Source organism: Streptomyces drozdowiczii, assembly GCF_026167665.1.
Lineage (GTDB): Bacteria > Actinomycetota > Actinomycetes > Streptomycetales > Streptomycetaceae > Streptomyces > Streptomyces drozdowiczii_A.
This window is the reverse complement of the sequence record NZ_CP098740.1, coordinates 2,116,278-2,134,073: the sequence shown is the minus strand read 5'-3', so window position 1 is coordinate 2,134,073 and position 17,796 is coordinate 2,116,278. Positions and strand designations below refer to the sequence as shown.

11 protein-coding genes and 1 pseudogene are annotated in these 17,796 nt (G+C 72.0%); 5 read left to right on the top strand and 7 right to left on the bottom strand.

Going from position 1 to position 17,796, the window contains the following annotated elements; translation table 11 throughout:
- Positions 1-3: 3 nt before the first annotated feature.
- The 3 genes from NEH16_RS09385 to NEH16_RS09375 all read right to left on the bottom strand — a co-directional run bounded on the left by NEH16_RS09385 (position 4) and on the right by NEH16_RS09375 (position 3,069).
- Complete coding sequence (locus tag NEH16_RS09385) at positions 4-633, bottom strand: helix-turn-helix domain-containing protein (RefSeq protein ID WP_073963874.1); 630 nt, start codon at positions 631-633, stop codon at positions 4-6.
- 154 nt (positions 634-787) lie between these two features.
- Positions 788-1,462, bottom strand: coding sequence for a response regulator (locus NEH16_RS09380; protein ID WP_073963873.1), 675 nt, complete (start codon positions 1,460-1,462; stop codon positions 788-790).
- A complete protein-coding gene (locus NEH16_RS09375; RefSeq protein WP_265541001.1) occupies positions 1,459-3,069 on the bottom strand; it encodes a sensor histidine kinase in 1,611 nt (536 codons plus the stop codon). The genes NEH16_RS09380 and NEH16_RS09375 overlap by 4 nt, the downstream gene beginning before the upstream one ends.
- A 136-nt stretch (positions 3,070-3,205) precedes the next feature.
- Here NEH16_RS09375 and NEH16_RS09370 point away from each other — a divergent pair, with 136 nt between their 5' ends.
- The 3 genes from NEH16_RS09370 to trxA are packed head-to-tail and all read left to right on the top strand — an operon-like array spanning position 3,206 to position 5,362.
- Positions 3,206-4,579, top strand: a complete 1,374-nt coding sequence (locus tag NEH16_RS09370) for a cation:dicarboxylate symporter family transporter (RefSeq protein WP_265547118.1) — start codon at positions 3,206-3,208, stop codon at positions 4,577-4,579.
- A gap of 42 nt (positions 4,580-4,621) precedes the next feature.
- Positions 4,622-5,026: a MerR family transcriptional regulator gene (locus tag NEH16_RS09365; RefSeq protein WP_265540999.1), complete on the top strand. Its 405-nt coding sequence runs from the start codon at positions 4,622-4,624 to the stop codon at positions 5,024-5,026.
- A gap of 3 nt (positions 5,027-5,029) precedes the next feature.
- On the top strand, positions 5,030-5,362 hold the full coding sequence (gene trxA, locus NEH16_RS09360; RefSeq protein WP_265540997.1) for a thioredoxin: 333 nt from the start codon (positions 5,030-5,032) through the stop codon (positions 5,360-5,362).
- Between the two features lie 51 nt (positions 5,363-5,413).
- On the opposite strand, the gene glgB is transcribed toward trxA, so the two are convergent.
- The 4 genes and pseudogenes from glgB to NEH16_RS09340 form a co-directional block, all read right to left on the bottom strand.
- Positions 5,414-7,816, bottom strand: coding sequence for a 1,4-alpha-glucan branching enzyme (gene glgB / locus NEH16_RS09355; RefSeq protein WP_265540996.1), 2,403 nt, complete (start codon positions 7,814-7,816; stop codon positions 5,414-5,416).
- 52 nt (positions 7,817-7,868) lie between these two features.
- Entirely contained in the window at positions 7,869-9,260 is a 1,392-nt protein-coding gene (locus NEH16_RS09350) for a maltokinase N-terminal cap-like domain-containing protein (RefSeq protein WP_073963867.1), read from the bottom strand.
- 227 nt (positions 9,261-9,487) lie between these two features.
- The gene (treS, locus tag NEH16_RS09345; protein WP_073963866.1) at positions 9,488-11,194 is read right to left on the bottom strand and encodes a maltose alpha-D-glucosyltransferase; all 1,707 of its coding nucleotides are present in this window, start codon (positions 11,192-11,194) and stop codon (positions 9,488-9,490) included.
- Positions 11,191-13,223: pseudogene (locus tag NEH16_RS09340) on the bottom strand (maltotransferase domain-containing protein). The gene treS and the pseudogene NEH16_RS09340 overlap by 4 nt, the downstream one beginning before the upstream one ends.
- A gap of 553 nt (positions 13,224-13,776) precedes the next feature.
- Between NEH16_RS09340 and glgP the strand changes: the two are divergent.
- The gene (gene glgP / locus NEH16_RS09335) at positions 13,777-16,380 is read left to right on the top strand and encodes an alpha-glucan family phosphorylase (protein ID WP_265540991.1); all 2,604 of its coding nucleotides are present in this window, start codon (positions 13,777-13,779) and stop codon (positions 16,378-16,380) included.
- Positions 16,381-16,558: 178 nt separating this feature from the next.
- The gene (locus NEH16_RS09330; RefSeq protein WP_265540989.1) at positions 16,559-17,773 is read left to right on the top strand and encodes an alginate lyase family protein; all 1,215 of its coding nucleotides are present in this window, start codon (positions 16,559-16,561) and stop codon (positions 17,771-17,773) included.
- Positions 17,774-17,796 lie beyond the last annotated feature (23 nt).

Sequence of the window (17,796 nt, the reverse complement as noted above, 5' to 3'; positions counted from 1 at the left end):
GGCTTACGCCGAAGGGCCGGCCGCCTCCCAGAAGCGGGGCACGATCCCGGTGAGGAAGGCCCGGCCCTCCTCACCGGTGTTGCCCGGCCGGTCCGTGCCGGCGCTGCTCCAGCTCAGCGTGGAGACCATCAGCGCCTGGTAGTCGCCGTGCAGCCGCTCCAGGGCCTCCTGGATCCTGCGCCGGTCCACCGGCACCAGCTTGGCCACCGGACGGCTGTACGCCTGCCACCGCGTCGTCACCGCGCCGCGCAGCAGCTCCGCCAGCTCCTCCCCGCGCCCGGTCGCCGTCACGAAGTCCGCGGGCGTCAGGCCCAGCGCCTCGCTCAGCGCGGCGGACTGGCGCTCGTTGCCCCGCCACCGCCCCGACTCCTCCATGCGCAGATACGCGGAGGCGGCCATCCCCAGCCGGGCGGCCAGCTCGTCCGGCGACAGCGCCCGGGAGACCCGGTGCTCGCGCAGGCTGCGCGCGGCCGTCAGCAGCTCGCCCGGGGCGCACCACAGCACCCCGGCCAGTGCGGTGAGTTCGTACTCCGTGGGGAGCGCGAGCCCGCGCTCCCAGGCGGTCACCGTCTCGGCGGTGATCCGTAGTCCGTACTGAGCGCCGAGACCATAGGCGACATGGCCGGGAGCCATACCCAGGGCCTCGCGGAGTCTTCGCGCGGCGGGGGCGTTGAAAGGAGGGGAGGGGTGCACGGGGACACCGTAAGGAGGCGGGGGCTCCGCTGACTACGGTGCGTTCGCCCGAGAACACGGCTCGTAGGAAGGTCCTAGGAGCGCCCCGGGCGTCTCAGCGCCCCTCCGGCCGCCACCGGTAGTGCAGTTCCGGCCGCCCCACCTGCCCGTACTGCGGACTGCGCACCGCCCGCCCCGCCGTCACCAGGTGCTCCAGATAGCGGCGCGCGGTGATCCGCGAGATCCCCAGCTCCAGGCCCGCCGCCGAGGCGCTGAGACCGTCCGGGGCCGCCCGCAGCGCCCCGGTCACCGACTCCAGGGTGGGACCGCTCAGCCCCTTGGGCAGCCGGGCCGGCTCCGGGGCCCGCAGCGCGGCGAGCGCCCGGTCCACCTCGTCCTGCCCGCTCGCCTCACCGGCCGCCGCCCGGAACTCCGCGTACCGCACGAGCCGGTCCCGCAGCGTGGCGAAGGTGAACGGCTTCAGCACGTACTGCACGACGCCCAGCGAGACGCCCTCCCGGACCACGCCCAGGTCGCGGGCCGAGGTCACCGCGATCACGTCCGCCGCGTGCCCGGCCGCCCGCAGCGAGCGCAGCAGCTGGAGCCCGTGCCCGTCGGGCAGATAGAGGTCCAGGAGCAGCAGATCGACCGGGGTGCGCTCCAGCGCCCGGACCGCCTCGGCGCGCGAGTGCGCCACGGCGGCCACCGCGAAGCCCGGCACCCGGCCCACGTACAGCTGATGCGCGTCCGCCGCGACCGGGTCGTCCTCCACAACCAGCACCCGGATCACGCCCGCACCCCCGCCGCCAGCGGCAGCCGTACGGTGAACACCGCGCCCCCGTCCGGCCCCTGCTCCAGGCCCACCGTCCCGCCGCTCCGGTGCGCCGCCTGCCGGACCAGGGCCAGGCCGAGGCCGCGCCCCGCGCCGTGCGTCGACCAGCCCGCCCGGAACACCTCGGCCGCGTCCGCCGGGTCGACCCCGGCCCCGTTGTCCGCGACCCGCAGCAGCAGTTCGCCCCCTTCGGCGAGCGCGGTGACCACGACCCGGCCGCGCTGCCCGGACCCGGCCGCCTCCTGGGTCACCGCGTCCACCGCGTTGTCGATCAGATTGCCGAGGATCGTCACCAGGTCGCGGGCGGGGAGCGAGGCGGGCAGCGCGCCGTCGTCGATGAGGCTGTCCTCCGCGAGCACCAGCTCCACGCCCCGCTCGTTCGCCTGCGCCGCCTTGCCCAGGAGCAGGGCGGCGAGCACCGGTTCGGCGACCGCGCCCACCACCCGGTCGGTGAGCGCCTGGGCCAGCTCCAGCTCCGCCGTGGCGAAGCCGACCGCCTCGTCCGCCCGGCCCAGCTCGATCAGCGAGACCACGGTGTGCAGCCGGTTCGCCGCCTCGTGCGCCTGGGAGCGCAGCGCCCGGGTGAAACCGCGCTCCGAGTCCAGCTCCCCGGAGAGCGCCTGGAGCTCGGTGTGGTCGCGCAGGGTCACCACGGTCCCGCGCCGCTCGCCGCCGACCACCGGGCGGGTGTTGACGACGATGACCCGGTCCGCCGTCAGGTGCACCTCGTCCACCCGCTCCTCGGAGGCGAGCAGCGCCCCGGTCAGCGGGGCCGGCAGATCGAGGTCCGCGACCCGGCGGCCCACCGTGCCCGGGGCCAGGCCGAGCAGGTCCCGGCCCGCGTCGTTGATCAGGGCGATCCGGCGCTGCCCGTCCAGCATCAGCAGCCCCTCGCGCACCGCGTGCAGGGTCGCCTCGTGGTAATCGTGCAGCCTGCTCAGCTCCGCCGCGTTCATCCCGTGCGTGTGCCGCCGCAGCCGCGCGTTGATCACGTACGTGCCGAGCCCGCCGAGCACCAGGGCCGCACCCGCCGCCAGCGCCAGGGCGCCCAGCTGCGCCCGCACCTGCGAGGAGACCCGGTCCACCGTGATGCCCGCGCTGACCAGGCCGGTGATCCGGCCGCCGTCGCGGACCGGGGTGACGACCCGGATGGAGGGCCCGAGCGTGCCGGTGTACGTCTCCGTGAAGGTCTCGCCGCGCAGCGCCCGGGCGGTGTGGCCGAGGAAGGTCTCACCGATGCGGTCGGCGTCCGGGTGCGTCCAGCGGACCCGGTCCGGGCTCATGATCGTGATGAAGGCGATCCCGGTCTCCTTGCGCACCCGCTCCGCGTACGGCTGGAGCGCGGCGGACGGGTCGTCGGTGCGGATCGCCTCCCGGACGGACGGCGATCCGGCCACCGAGAGGGCCACCGCCCGCACCTGCCGCGCCGCCGTCTCCTCGGCCTGGCCGCGCCCGGAGACGTACGCGAAGAACGCGCACCCCGCCACGACGGCCGCCACCAGCACCACCTGCCACGCGAACAGCTGGCCGGCCAGGCTGCGCGGTCGGGTACGGGGAAAACGCATGCCGACCAGTCTGCCTGGCCGAAAACGTATGAACGAAATGCACGCAACGGTGACCGGGGTCACAGCGGGCGGGATAGTCGCCGGGGCCCCCGGCACGGGGGTGGGACGACGACGACCCGAGGAGACCCCCGTGGCAGTGAACGCCGCCGAAGCGGAACGCGCCAAGCCGGACCGTACGAAGTATCTGTATCTCGCCGTGATCGTGGCCGTGGGCCTCGGCATCCTCGTGGGCTTCGTCGCCCCCGACGCCGCCGTCGAGCTGAAGCCCATCGGCACCGGGTTCGTGAACCTGATCAAGATGATGATCTCGCCGATCATCTTCTGCACGATCGTCCTGGGCGTCGGCTCGGTCCGCAAGGCCGCCAAGGTCGGGGCCGTCGGCGGCCTCGCCCTCGGCTACTTCCTCGTCATGTCGACGGTCGCCCTGGCCATCGGCCTGATCGTCGGCAACATCCTGGAGCCCGGCTCCGGCCTCCACATCACCGAGGCGGTCCGGGCCGCCGGTGAGAAGCAGGCCGAGGGGGCCGGCGAGTCCACCACGGACTTCCTGCTCGGGATCATCCCGACCACCCTGGTCTCCGCCTTCACCGCGGGCGAGGTCCTCCAGACCCTGCTGATCGCCCTGCTCGCGGGCTTCGCGCTCCAGGCCCTGGGCTCGGCCGGAGAGCCGGTGCTGCGCGGCATCGGGCACATCCAGCGCCTCGTCTTCCGCATCCTCGCCATGATCATGTGGGCGGCGCCCATCGGCGCGTTCGGCGCGATGGCCGCGGTGGTCGGCGAGACCGGCGTGGACGCGCTGAAGTCCCTCGCGGTCATCATGATCGGCTTCTACGTCACCTGCGCGCTCTTCGTCTTCGTGGTGCTCGGCGCGATCCTGCGCCTGGTCGCGGGGGTCAACATCTTCGCGCTGCTGAAGTACCTCGGCCGGGAGTTCCTGCTGATCCTGTCCACCTCCTCCTCGGAGTCGGCGCTGCCCCGGCTGATCGCGAAGATGGAGCACATGGGCGTCAGCAAGCCCGTCGTCGGCATCACCGTGCCGACCGGCTACTCCTTCAACCTGGACGGCACCGCGATCTACCTGACGATGGCCTCGCTGTTCATCGCCAACGCCACCGGCGACCCGCTGAGCATCGGTGAGCAGATCTCCCTGCTCGTCTTCATGGTCATCGCCTCCAAGGGCGCGGCGGGCGTCACCGGCGCCGGTCTCGCCACGCTGGCCGGCGGGCTCCAGTCGCACCGCCCCGAGCTGGTCGACGGCGTCGGCCTGATCGTCGGCATCGACCGCTTCATGAGCGAGGCCCGCGCCCTGACCAACTTCGCGGGCAACGCGGTCGCCACGGTCCTCGTCGGCACCTGGACCAAGGAGATCGACCGCGAACGGGTCGGCCAGGTCCTCTCCGGCGCGGTCCCCTTCGACGAGAAGATGCTCAGCGACGAGGGCCCCGCCGAGCCGTACGTCCCCGAGGCCCGCGAGGGCGGCGAGGACCGGCCCTCGCTCACCAAGGTCTGACGCCCTTGCCTTGACGTCGGCGTCAAGGATTACGGTCGCGGCATGCGAATCGGGGAGCTGGCCGAACGGGCCGGGACGACGACGCGGACGCTGCGCTACTACGAGTCGCGCGGGCTGCTGCCCGCACGGCGCGCGGTGAACGGCTACCGCACGTACGACGAGAGCGACCTCAGGCTGCTCCAGCAGATCCGGACCCTCCAGGACTTCGGGTTCGACCTGGAGGAGACCCGGCCCTTCGTGGAGTGCCTGCGCGCCGGGCACCCCGCCGGGGACGCCTGCCCCGCCTCGCTCGCCGTCTACCGGCGCAAGCTCGGCGAGCTGGACCGGCTCATCGAGCAGCTTCGGGCCGTCCGCACGGAGGTGGGCGCCCAGCTGGCCCGCGCCGAGCTGGAGGTGTCCGCCGACCTGCCCGGCGGCCCCGAACCACGCTGCGAACTGGGAGGATGACTGATGATCCACGTAACGGGTGTCGACGAGCTCACCGACGAGACCTTCGACACCGAGGTGCGGGGGGAGACCCGGCCCGTCCTGGTGGAGTTCACCGCCGACTGGTGCGGCCCCTGCCGCCAGCTCGCCCCGGTCCTGGGCGCCATCGCCGACGAGGAGCGCGAACGGCTCCGCGTCGTCCAGATCGACGTCGACCGCAACCCGGGGATCAGCACCCGGTACGGCGTCCTCTCGATGCCGACCCTGATGGTGTTCCGGGACGGCGAACCGGTGAAGTCCATGGTCGGCGCCCGCCCGAAGCGGCGGCTGCTCCAAGAGCTGGAGGACGTGCTCTGAACCGCCCGAGGGGCGGGGCCACCGGACCCCGCCCCTCGTCGCGTCACCGCGTCACGCCGGCTTGAACCACACCGTCGCCAGCGGCGGCAGCGTCAGCGACACGCTCGACGGCCTGCCGTGCGACGGCACGTCCTCCGGCTTCAGCGGCTCCTCGTTGCGCACATCGCTCCCCCCGTACCGGGCCTCGTCCGTGTTCAGAACCTCCGCCCACAGCCGGGGGCCCTCCGGCACCCCGAGCCGGTAGTCGTGCCGCACCACCGGTGAGAAGTTGGAGACCGCCAGCAGCGGCGCCCCCTTCGCGTCGTGGCGCAGGAACGCGAACACGTTGTCCTCCGCCGCGCCCCCGTCCACCCAGGCGAAGCCCTCCGGACGGGTGTCGCGCTGCCAGAGCGCGGGCGTCGCCCCGTACACCTTGTTGAGGTCGCCGACCAGCTCCCGCACCCCGCGGTGGTCGCCGGACGCCTCGTACGCCGGGTCCAGCAGCCACCAGTCCGGGCCGTGGCCCTCCGACCACTCCGCGCCCTGTGCGAACTCCTGCCCCATGAACAGCAGTTGCTTGCCCGGGTGGGCCCACATGAAGCCCAGGTACGCGCGGTGGTTGGCGCGCTGCTGCCACCAGTCGCCGGGCATCTTGGAGACCAGCGCCTGCTTGCCGTGCACCACCTCGTCGTGCGAGATCGGCAGCACGTAGTTCTCGCTGTACGCGTACACCATCGAGAACGTCATCTCGTTGTGGTGGTACTTGCGGTGCACCGGCTCCTTGGAGACGTACACCAGCGAGTCGTGCATCCAGCCCATGTTCCACTTCAGCCCGAAGCCGAGCCCGCCGTGGTCGGTCGCCCGGGTCACGCCCTCCCAGGCCGTGGACTCCTCGGCGATGGTGACCACGCCCGGATTGCGCCGGTAGACCGTGGCGTTCATCTCCTGGAGGAAGGAGACCGCGTCCAGGTTCTCCCGCCCGCCGAACTCGTTGGGCGACCACTGGCCGTCCTCGCGCGAGTAGTCCAGGTAGAGCATCGAGGCCACCGCGTCCACCCGCAGCCCGTCGATGTGGAACTGCTCGCACCAGTACGTGGCGTTGGCGACCAGGAAGTTGCGCACCTCGGCGCGCCCGTAGTCGAACTCCAGCGTCCCCCAGTCCGGGTGCGCGGCCCGCCTCGGGTCCTCGTGCTCGTACAGCGGCCGCCCGTCGAACTCCGCGAGCGCCCAGTCGTCGCGCGGGAAGTGCGCCGGCACCCAGTCCATGATCACGCCGATCCCGGCCCGGTGCAGCGCGTCCACCAGGAAGCGGAAGTCGTCCGGCGAGCCCATTCGGGAGGTCGGCGCGTAGAACCCGGTGACCTGGTAGCCCCAGGAGCCGCCGAAGGGGTGCTCCGACACCGGCATCAGCTCGACGTGCGTGAAGCCCAGCTCCTTGACGTACGCGGGCAGTTGCTCCGCCAGCTGCCGGTACGAGAGACCGGGCCGCCAGGACGGCAGGTGCACCTCGTACACCGAGAACGGCGCCTCGTGCACCGGCACGCTCCCGCGCTTCGCCATCCACTCCTGGTCCCGCCACTCATGGTGCGCGGCCGTCACCACCGAGGCGGTGGCGGGCGGCACCTCGGTGTGCCGGGCCATCGGGTCCGAGCGCATCGTGTGCGAACCGTCGGGGCGGCAGATGTCGAACTTGTACAGCGCGCCCTCCCCGGTCCCCGGCAGGAACAGCTCCCACACCCCGGACGAGCCCAGCGACCGCATCGGGAAGCCCGTGCCGTCCCAGTAGTTGAAGTCACCGCACACCCGCACGCCCCGGGCGTTCGGCGCCCACACCGTGAACCGCGTCCCGGCGACGCCCTGGTGCTCCATCGGCCGCGCCCCGAGCGCGGTCCACAGCTCCTCGTGCCGGCCCTCGCGGATCAGGTGCAGATCCAGCTCCCCGAGCGCGGGCAGGAAGCGGTACGGGTCGTGGACCTCGATCTCGTTGTCCTCGTACGCCACCAGCAGCCGGTACTCCGGCACCGAGGGCAGCGGCAGCACCCCGGAGAACAGCCCGTCCCCGTCGCTGTGCAGCGGCGCCCGCAGCCCCTTCGCGAGCACGGTGACCGACCGGGCGAACGGGCGCAGCACCCGGATCTCCACCCCGTCGCCCACCTGGTGCGCGCCCAGCAGGCCGTGCGGGTCGTGGTGCTCGCCGGCCAGCAGCCTGCCCCGGTCGGCGTCGTGCAGCGGGGTGGCCGGACGCAGCTCCTGACTGCCCGCGCTGCGGGGCTTGGGCGGCGCGGCGGCCTTCTTCGCGCGCTTCGGCGCGGCGGCGGCGGCCCCCGTCGCGGCGGCCTTCTTCGGGGCGCGCTTCTTCGCGGGCGGCCCGGCCGTCGGCGAGGACAGGGTGGCGGCGATCGGCTCCTCGGCGAGCGGCAGCTCGGCGGCGGGCGCGGCGGGCTCGGACTTGCGGGACGGCTTGCGGGCGGTCACAGGGACTGCCTCCTCGGGGTGTTGGCGGGGCGGTACGGGGGGCGGGGCATCCTCAGCCGGAGGCCGAGGCCAGGCGGTGGATCGCGGCCATGGGGACCGGCAGCCAGTCGGGCCGGTGCCGGGCCTCGTACAGCACCTCGTACACCGCCTTGTCGGTCTCGTGGGCGCGCAGCAGCTCCGGCTCGGCGCGCGGGTCGGTGCCCGCCGCCTCGGCGTAGCCGTCGCAGTAGGCGTCCCGGCAGCGGGCGGCCCACTCGGGCTTCCAGGGCCGGTGCGAGCGGGCCGCGTAGTCGAAGGAGCGCAGCATCCCGGCGACATCGCGCACCGGGGGCTGCGGGCTGCGGCGCTCCGGGAGCGGCCGGGCCGGCTCGCCCTCGAAGTCGATCAGCGACCAGAACCCGTCGGCGCCGCGCAGGGTCTGGCCGAGGTGGAGGTCGCCGTGCACCCGCTGGGCGGCCCAGCTGCGGCCCCGGTGCCCGAGCGCGGCGACCGCGTCGAAGGCGGTGCGCAGCCCGGGGACGTACGGGACCAGCTCCGGGACCGCGTGGGCTGCGGCCTCCAGGCGCTCCACCATGGCGGCGGCCAGCTCGTCGGTCTGGGAGCGGCGGAGCACCGGGGTGGGCAGGGCGGCGGCGAGCGCGGTGTGCACCTCGGCGGTGGCCCGGCCGAGCGCCCTCGCCTCGTCCAGGAAGTCGTGCCCGGTGGCGAGGGCGCGCAGGGCGAGCTGCCAGCCGTCCTGGGCGCCGCGCAGGAAGGGCTGGAGCACCCCGAGGGTCAGCCGCTCCGGCGTCGCCGCCTCGAACCAGGCGACCGGCGCCGGGACCCGCCCGCACCCCTCGCGGGAGAGCGCGAGCGGCAGTTCCAGGTCCGGGTTGGTGCCCGGGAAGACCCGGCGGAAGATCTTCAGGATGTACGCGTTGCCGTACACCAGCGAGGAGTTGGACTGCTCGGTGTCCAGCACCCGGGGCGGCAGGTCCTCCGGGATCGGGTCCGCGCCCCGGTCGAAGCGGACCGCGCCGAGCCGGCCGGGGGTGCGCAATCGTTCCAGCAGCAGCGAGGCGAGGCGCGCGTCGTGCAGCCCGTCGTAGACCGCGAGCCCGGCCAGCGGTCCGTCGGGCACCCGGCCGATGGCGGCGGGCGCGAGGTGCTGGGGCAGCGCGGAGCGCACCCCGAGGAGCAGCTGGTAGCAGTCCACGGGGGGCTGGTCGGGCATCCCGGGCTGGTGGACCCGCACCAGCAGGTGCAGGAGCCCGGGGGTGGCGCCGTCGCCGCCGTCCACCGGCAGTATTTCGGTGGCCGAGACGAGCGAGAAGGCGGTGATGGACCGTCCCTTGCCCGCGAACCACCGCTGCCGGGGCAGCCATTCGTGGAGCAGCGGTCCGAGAGACGGAATCAGGGCTGTGCTGTTCGCCAGGGTGACCTGAGCGGATGCAGCCTCCGACATGGCATCGCGTCCTTTCCCCGGGCACACCACAGGATGCGAAGAGTGTCCCGGATTGCGGCATTGGCTGTCCGGCTGTGCGGGACGTGTCGGGTCAGGATGAGCCGTACGGACTCGACATGAGGTGATCGAAACGCCAGGAGGGTCCAGGAAGCTTCCTGAACCACCCGGTATGGGGGCGAGTGCCCCGTGCGGGACGGTGGAAACCGCCCCGCCGGTGGCCTCGCGCGTCAGCTCGGCGGCGCGTCCTTGCGCAGCCGGAACCAGTAGAAGCCGTGTCCCGCGAGAGTCAGCAGGTAGGGCCACTGACCGATGGCGGGGAAGCGCACCCCGCCGATCAGCTCCACCGGATGACGCCCGTTGAAGGACCTGAGGTCGAGCTCCGTCGGCTGTGCGAACCGGGAGAAGTTGTGGACGCACAGCACGAGGTCGTCCCCGTGCTCCCGGGTGAAGGCGAGCACGGCCGGGTTCGACGACGGCAGTTCGTTGTACGTGCCGAGGCCGAACGCGGGGTTCTGCTTGCGGATCTCGATCATCCGCCGGGTCCAGTGGAGCAGCGAGGACGGGGAGGCCATCGACGCCTCGACGTTGGTGACCTGGTAGCCGTAGACCGGGTCCATGATCGTGGGGAGGTAGAGCCGCCCCGGATCGCTGGAGGAGAAGCCCGCGTTGCGGTCGGGCGTCCACTGCATCGGGGTGCGTACGGCGTCCCGGTCGCCCAGCCAGATGTTGTCGCCCATCCCGATCTCGTCCCCGTAGTAGAGGATCGGGGAGCCCGGCAGCGAGAGCAGCAGGGCGGTGAACAGCTCGATCTGGTTGCGGTCGTTGTCCAGCAGCGGCGCCAGCCGGCGGCGGATGCCGATGTTGGCCCGCATCCTCGGGTCCTTGGCGTACTCCGCGTACATGTAGTCGCGCTCTTCGTCCGTCACCATTTCGAGCGTCAGCTCGTCGTGGTTGCGCAGGAAGATGCCCCACTGGCAGTTGTCCGGGATCGCCGGGGTCTTCGCCAGGATTTCGGAGACCGGGTAGCGGCTCTCGCGCCGTACGGCCATGAAGATGCGCGGCATCACGGGGAAGTGGAACGCCATGTGGCACTCGTCCCCGCCGGACTGGTAGTCCCCGAAGTAGTCGACCACGTCCTCGGGCCACTGGTTGGCCTCGGCGAGCAGGACCGTGTCGGGGTAGTTGGCGTCGATCTCCTTGCGGACCCGCTTGAGGAAGTTGTGGGTCTCGGGGAGGTTCTCGCAGTTGGTGCCCTCGCGCTGGTAGAGGTACGGCACCGCGTCGACCCGGAAGCCGTCGATGCCCAGGTCCAGCCAGAAGCGGAGCGCGGAGATGATCTCCTCCTGCACCGCCGGGTTCTCGTAGTTGAGATCGGGCTGGTGCGAGAAGAACCGGTGCCAGTAGTACTGCTTGCGCACCGGGTCGAAGGTCCAGTTGGACGACTCGGTGTCCACGAAGATGATCCGGGCGTCCGGGAACTGCTTGTCGTCGTCGGCCCAGACGTAGTAGTCGCCGTACGGCCCGTCGGGGTCGGTCCGGGACTGCTGGAACCACTCGTGCTGGTCGCTCGTGTGGTTCATGACGAAGTCGATGATCACGCGCATGCCGCGCTGGTGCGCGGCGTCCACGAACTCCACGAAGTCGGCGAGGTCGCCGAACTCCGGCAGTACGGCGGTGTAGTCGGAGACGTCGTAACCGCCGTCGCGCAGCGGTGACTTGAAGAACGGCGGCAGCCAGAGGCAGTCGACCCCCAGCCACTGGAGGTAGTCGAGCTTGGCGGTGAGCCCCTTCAGGTCTCCGATGCCGTCGCCGTTGGAGTCCTGGAAGGACCGGACGAGCACCTCGTAGAAGACGGCACGCTTGAACCAGTCGGGATCGCGGTCCTTGGCCGGGGTGTCCTCGAACGTGTCGTGGACGGGCTCATTGACGATCATGGTGTGGGTGACCCTCCGGTCGGCGGGGACGGTCGCAGGACGGCGATGTGCGCGGGCGTGACGCCCGGCTCTAGGCGCACATAGAACGTCCTGCCCCAGTGATAGGAACTGCCGGTGAGCTCGTCGCGCACCGGCACGCTCTCGTGCCGGTCGAGGCCGAGTTGCGGCATGTCCAACGAGACGGTCGCCTCCTGGGTGTGGTGCGGGTCGAGGTTGACGACCACCAGAAGGATGTTCGAACCGGAACGCTTGCTGTACGCGATCACCGCGTCGTTGTCCGACGCGTGGAAGTGCACGTCGCGCAGCTGCTGCAGGGCCGGGTGGCGGCGCCTGATCCGGTTGAGCGAGGTGATGAGCGGGGCGAGCGAACGGCCCTCGCGCTCTGCGGCTTCCCAGTCCCTGGGCCGGATCTCGTACTTCTCCGAGTCGCGGTACTCCTCACTGCCGTGGTGGATCGGGGTGTTCTCGCACAGCTCGAACCCCGCGTACACCCCCAGGAGGGGGAGAGGGTCGCCGCGAGCACCGCCCTGGCCTCGAACGCGGGCCTGCCGCCTTCCTGAAGGTATCCCGGAAGGATGTCGGGCGTGTTCACGAAGAAATTCGGCCGCATGAACGCGGCGGTCTCGCCGGCCAGCTCCGTCACGTAATCCGTGAGTTCCTGACGGGTGTTCCGCCAGGTGAAATACGTGTACGACTGCTGGAACCCGATGGCGCCGAGGGTGCGCATCATCGCCGGCCGGGTGAAAGCCTCGGCCAGGAAGATCACATCGGGGTCGGTGCGGTTGATCTCCGCGATGACCTTCTCCCAGAAGATCACCGGCTTGGTGTGCGGATTGTCGACCCGGAAGATCCGCACGCCCCGGTCCATCCAGAACCGCAGGATGCGGACGCTCTCCGCGACGATGCCCGGCAGATCCTTGTCGAAGGCGATCGGATAGATGTCCTGGTATTTCTTCGGCGGATTCTCCGCGTACGCGATCGAACCGTCGGCCCGGTGCTGGAACCACTCGGGGTGCTTCTCCACCCACGGATGGTCCGGCGAGCACTGGAGGGCGAAATCCAGGGCCACTTCGAGACGCACGTTGCGGGCCGTCTCCACGAAATGCTCGAAGTCCTCCAGCGTGCCCAGATCCGGGTGGACCGCGTCGTGCCCGCCGTCCGCCGAACCGATCGCCCAGGGCACGCCCACGTCCTCGGGGCCCGGGGTCAGCGAGTTGTTCGGGCCCTTGCGGTGCGTCGTGCCGATGGGGTGGATCGGCGGCAGGTAGACCACGTCGAAGCCCATCGCGGCGACCGCCGGAAGCCGCTCGGCCGCCGTCCGGAAGGTGCCGCTCACCAGCCGGGGCGGCTGCGGCTCGGCGGCCTTGGCGCCCCGGCCCTTGCGCGGCTTCGGGGTCTCGTACCTGGCCCCCTCGGAGCGCGGGAACAGCTCGTACCAGGAGCCGTACAGGGCGCGCCGGCGCTCGACCACCAGCGGGTGCGGGCGGGACGCGGTGACCAGCTCGCGCAGCGGGTGGCGGTCCAGCGCATCGCGGGCCTCCGGCGCCAGGGCCGCGGCCAGCCGCGCCTCGGCCGGCCGGGACTCGTCGCGCAGCGCGTCCACCGCCGCCAGCACCGCCTCCCGGCCGTCGCGCTTCGGGACGCCCTCGGCGGCGCGCTCGTACAGCTCGGCGCCCTCGGCGAGGACCAGCGCGGTGTCGATGCCCGCCGGGATCTTGATCCCCGCCGCGTGGCGCCAGGTCGCGACCGGGTCGCTCCACGCCTCGACCGTGTACGTCCAGCGGCCCTCGGCGTCCGGGGTGACCTCGGCGCCCCACCGGTCGGTGCCCGGCGCCAGCTCGCGCATCGGGGTCCAGGGGCCCGGGCGCCCGCTCGGACTGCGCAGCACCACATTGGCGGCCACCGCGTCATGGCCCTCGCGGAAGACGGTCGCGGTGACCTGGAAGGTCTCACCGGCAACGGCCTTGGCTGGCCTTCTGCCGCAGTCGACGAGCGGATGGACGTCGAGAACGGGAATGCGACCGATCATGGAATCACCTGGGGGCTGGAGCTGGGAATCGGCAGAGTGGGCAGCGTGCGCCGAAGGCTGAACGCGCGCGCCGCGAGGGTGGGGATGCGTCCTTTCTAGCCGCTCCGTGGATGACTGGTGGGGTGTGGGCATGGCCGCTCCTGTGCGCGTTCACTCGAATGGCAGTCCAAACAGGTCGTATACGAACCGGGGGACCGATCGCCGTTGGCCGGGGAATGAAAGACACGCGTGCCGGAGAAGCCTTTCCCCGCAACGTGGTGGGCCAATCCGGTGATATGTCATCTGCTCGGGCGTACGGGGAGTGGGAATGGGCGCCACCCGGCAGCTTTCCCTGTGCCGCGGAGGCCCACAAGACCGAGTGGGGAGAAGGAATCGGCCATAACGCCTGTGACGTACGGGACCGGTGAAACCTTCCGTGACGGTCGAGGCGTACGGGAAAACCGCGCCCCGTGTCGGGCGCGCCGGGTACACGGCTACCGTCGAGGGTGACGGAGCGGCGCACATGGAGGTGCGTCCCGCTCGGATTCGTACGTCCCCTGTAAAGGTGGAATGCGTGAAGGCCATTCGTCGATTCACCGTGCGTCCCGTCCTTCCGGACTCCCTCCAACCCCTCAGCGACCTGGCGCGGAACCTGCGCTGGTCCTGGCACACCGAGACCCGCGAGCTCTTCCGGGCCGTCGACCCGGCGGCCGGCTCCGGCGCGGAGTGCGACCCCGTACGCCTGCTCGGCTCCGTGTCCGCCGGGCGGCTCGCCGAGCTGGCCCGGGACGAAGCGTTCCTGCGCCGGCTCGCCGAGGCGTCCGCCGACCTCCGCGCGTACCTCCAGGACCCCCGCTGGTACCAGGAGCAGCGCCGCCAGGACGACGCGCTCCCCGCAGCCATCGCCTACTTCTCACCCGAGTTCGGGGTGACCGCCGCCCTGCCGCAGTACTCCGGCGGGCTCGGCATCCTCGCCGGGGACCACCTCAAGGCCGCCAGCGACCTGGGCGTGCCCCTCATCGGCGTCGGGCTGCTCTACCGCCACGGATACTTCCGGCAGAGCCTGTCCCGGGACGGCTGGCAGCAGGAGCACTACCCCGTCCTCGACCCGAACGAGCTGCCGCTCACCCTGGTCCGAGAGGCCGACGGCACCCCCAGCCAGGTCGTCCTGGACCTGCCCGGCGGCCGGTCCCTGCACGCCCAGATCTGGCAGGCCCACGTCGGCCGGATCCCCCTGCTCATGCTCGACTCCGACGTCGAGGAGAACGCCCCCGGCGAGCGCGAGGTCACCGACCGGCTGTACGGCGGCGGCAGCGAGCACCGGCTGCTCCAGGAGATGCTGCTGGGCATCGGCGGCGTCCGCGCCGTGCGCGCGTACTGCCGGCTCACCGGCCACCCCGCCCCCGAGGTCTTCCACACCAACGAGGGCCACGCCGGCTTCCTCGGCCTGGAGCGCATCCGCGAACTCGCCACGGACGGGCTGGATTTCGACGCCTCGGTGGAGTCCGTCCGGGCCGGCACCGTCTTCACCACCCACACCCCGGTACCGGCCGGAATCGACCGGTTCGACCGCGAGCTCGTCGCCCGCCACTTCGGCGAGGACGGCGAACTGCCCGGCGTCCCCGTCGAACGCGTCCTGGAACTCGGCACCGAGACCTACCCCGGCGGCGACCCGGGCGTCTTCAACATGGCGGTCATGGGGCTGCGGCTCGCCCAGCGCGCCAACGGCGTCTCCACGCTGCACGGCGCGGTCAGCCGGGAGATGTTCGCCGGGCTCTGGCCGGGCTTCGACGCGCCGGAGGTCCCGATCACCTCCGTCACCAACGGCGTCCACGCACCGACCTGGGTCGCCCCCGAGGTCTACCGGCTGCGCGCCGAGTCGGGCGGCACCCCGGGCCGCTGGGACTCCGTCGCGGACATCCCGGCCCGCCGGCTCTGGGACCTGCGCCGCACCCTGCGCGAACAGCTGGTGGCCGAGGTCCGGCAGCGGCTGCACGCCTCCTGGCGCCACCGGGGCGCCCAGCCCGCCGAACTCGGCTGGATCGACGGGGTGCTCGACCCGGACGTCCTCACCATCGGCTTCGCCCGCCGCGTCCCCTCGTACAAGCGGCTGACGCTGATGCTGCGCGACCGGGACCGGCTGCGGGCGCTGCTGCTGCACCCGGAGCGGCCGGTCCAGATCGTCGTCGCCGGCAAGGCGCACCCGGCCGACGACGGCGGGAAGCGGCTGGTCCAGGAGCTGGTGAGGTTCGCCGACGACGCCCGGGTCCGGCACCGCATCGTCTTCCTGCCCGACTACGGGATGGCGATGGCCCAGAAGCTCTACCCAGGCTGCGACGTCTGGCTGAACAACCCGCTGCGCCCGCTGGAGGCGTGCGGCACGAGCGGGATGAAGGCCGCGCTCAACGGCTGTCTCAACCTGTCCGTGCTGGACGGCTGGTGGGACGAGTGGTTCGAGCCGGACTTCGGCTGGGCGATCCCCACGGCCGAGGGCAGCGCGCTGGACGAGGACCGGCGCGACGACCTGGAGGCCAATGCCCTGTACGAGCTGATCGAGGACCGGGTCGCCCCGCACTTCTACGAACGCGGGGCCGAGGGGCTGCCCGGCCGCTGGATCGAGATGGTCCGGCGCACGATGGGCACCCTGGGGCCCAAGGTGCTGGCCGACCGCATGGTCGCGGAGTACGTCGAGCGGCTGTACGCCCCCGCCGCGCTCGCCCAGCGCTCGCTGGACGCGCCCCGGGCGCGGGAGCTGGCGGGCTGGAAGGCGAAGGTCCGGGCCGCCTGGCCGAGGGTGGCCGTCGACCATGTGGAGGCGGTGACCCCGACCGCATCCGGCACGACGGCGGAGCTGGGGTCCACGCTGGCGCTGCGGGTCCGGGTCTCGCTGGGCGCGCTGGCACCGGACGACGTGGAGGTGCAGGCGGTGGCCGGCCGGGTCGACTCGTCCGACGCGATCACCGAGGCCCAGGTCTTCCCGCTGAAGCCGGCGGGCGGTCAGGACCTGGAGGGCCACTGGCTGTACGAGGGCCCGCTCGCCCTGGACCGCACGGGACCGTACGGCTACACCGTGCGCGTGCTGCCCGCCCACCGGCTGCTGGCCGACGGCGCCGAACTCGGCCTGGTCGCGCAGCCGGCCGGGGCCGCGGGTGACGGCGGCGGCGTGCTGCTGCGCTGAGGGAGGCGGCCCCTGGGCCCGGCATCCGGAGAGATCTCCCGGGTGCCGGGCCCTTCGCTTTCTGAAGACACTCCCTTGACGTGTCCATGGAATGCCTTTAGGTTCCTCACTCATCGCAGCGTTCACAAACCGGCCCATCGTTCACATACATGAACATCGCACCGGAAGGCACCCCCACATGCGCACCGGAACCATCGCCCGCGGCCTCGGCCTCGCCGCCGCCCTCGCGGCCCTCACCTCCGGCCTCTGCACGGCCCCCGCATCCGCCGGCCCCACCGGCACCCCGGCCCCCGCCCGGGCCGCCGCCCCCGCCGCCTTCACCCACCCCGGCGTACTCGTCAGCCGCCCCCAGCTCGACTTCGTACGCGCCAAGGTCCAGGCGGGCGCCCAGCCCTGGAAGAGCGCCTACGACCAGATGATGGGCAGCAAGTACGCCTCGCTGAGCCGGACCGCCAAGCCCCGCGCGGTCGTCGAGTGCGGCTCGTACTCCAACCCCAACTACGGCTGCACCGACGAGCGCGAGGACGCCATCGCCGCGTACACGCTCTCGCTCGCCTGGTACATCACCCAGGACAGCCGCTACGCGCGGAAGGCGATCGAGATCATGGACGCCTGGTCGGCCGTGATCAGGGACCACACCAACAGCAACGCCCCGCTCCAGACCGGCTGGGCGGGCTCCTCCTGGCCGCGCGCCGCCGAGATCATCAAGTACACGTACAACTCCTGGCCGAACTCCGGCCGCTTCGCCACCATGCTGCACGACGTCTATCTGCCGAAGGTCGCCAACGGCTCGAACAGCAACGGCAACTGGGAGCTGTCCATGACCGAGGCCGCGATCGGCATCGCGGTCTTCCTGGAGGACCGGACCGCGTACGACAAGGCGGTCGCGAAGTTCCGCGGCCGGGTGCCCGCGTACATCTATGTGAGCGCGGACGGCGCGCTGCCGAAGACCGCGCCCGGCAGCGGGCTCGACACCCGCGACAAGATCGTCAAGTACTGGCAGGGGCAGTCCACCTTCATGGACGGGCTCTCCCAGGAGACCTGCCGCGACCTCACCCACACCGGATACGGCCTCTCGGCCATCTCGCACATCGCCGAGACCAGCCGGATCCAGGGTCAGGACCTCTACCCGGAGATCGCCGAGCGGCTGCGCCACGCGCTCGGGCTGCACGCCAAGTACCAGGTGGGCAACCCGGTCCCGGGCAATCTGTGCGGCGGAAGCCTCAAGGACAGCCTCGGGCCCGTCACCGAGGTCGGGTTCAACGCGCTGCACAACCGGATGGGCATCGCGATGACCAACACCCAGACCCTCACCGAGCGGCAGCGGCCCGCCGGCTCCAACAACCTGTTCGTCGCCTGGGAGACCCTGACCCACGCGGACAACCCGAACTGACCGCACACGAAGGCCGCCCGGGA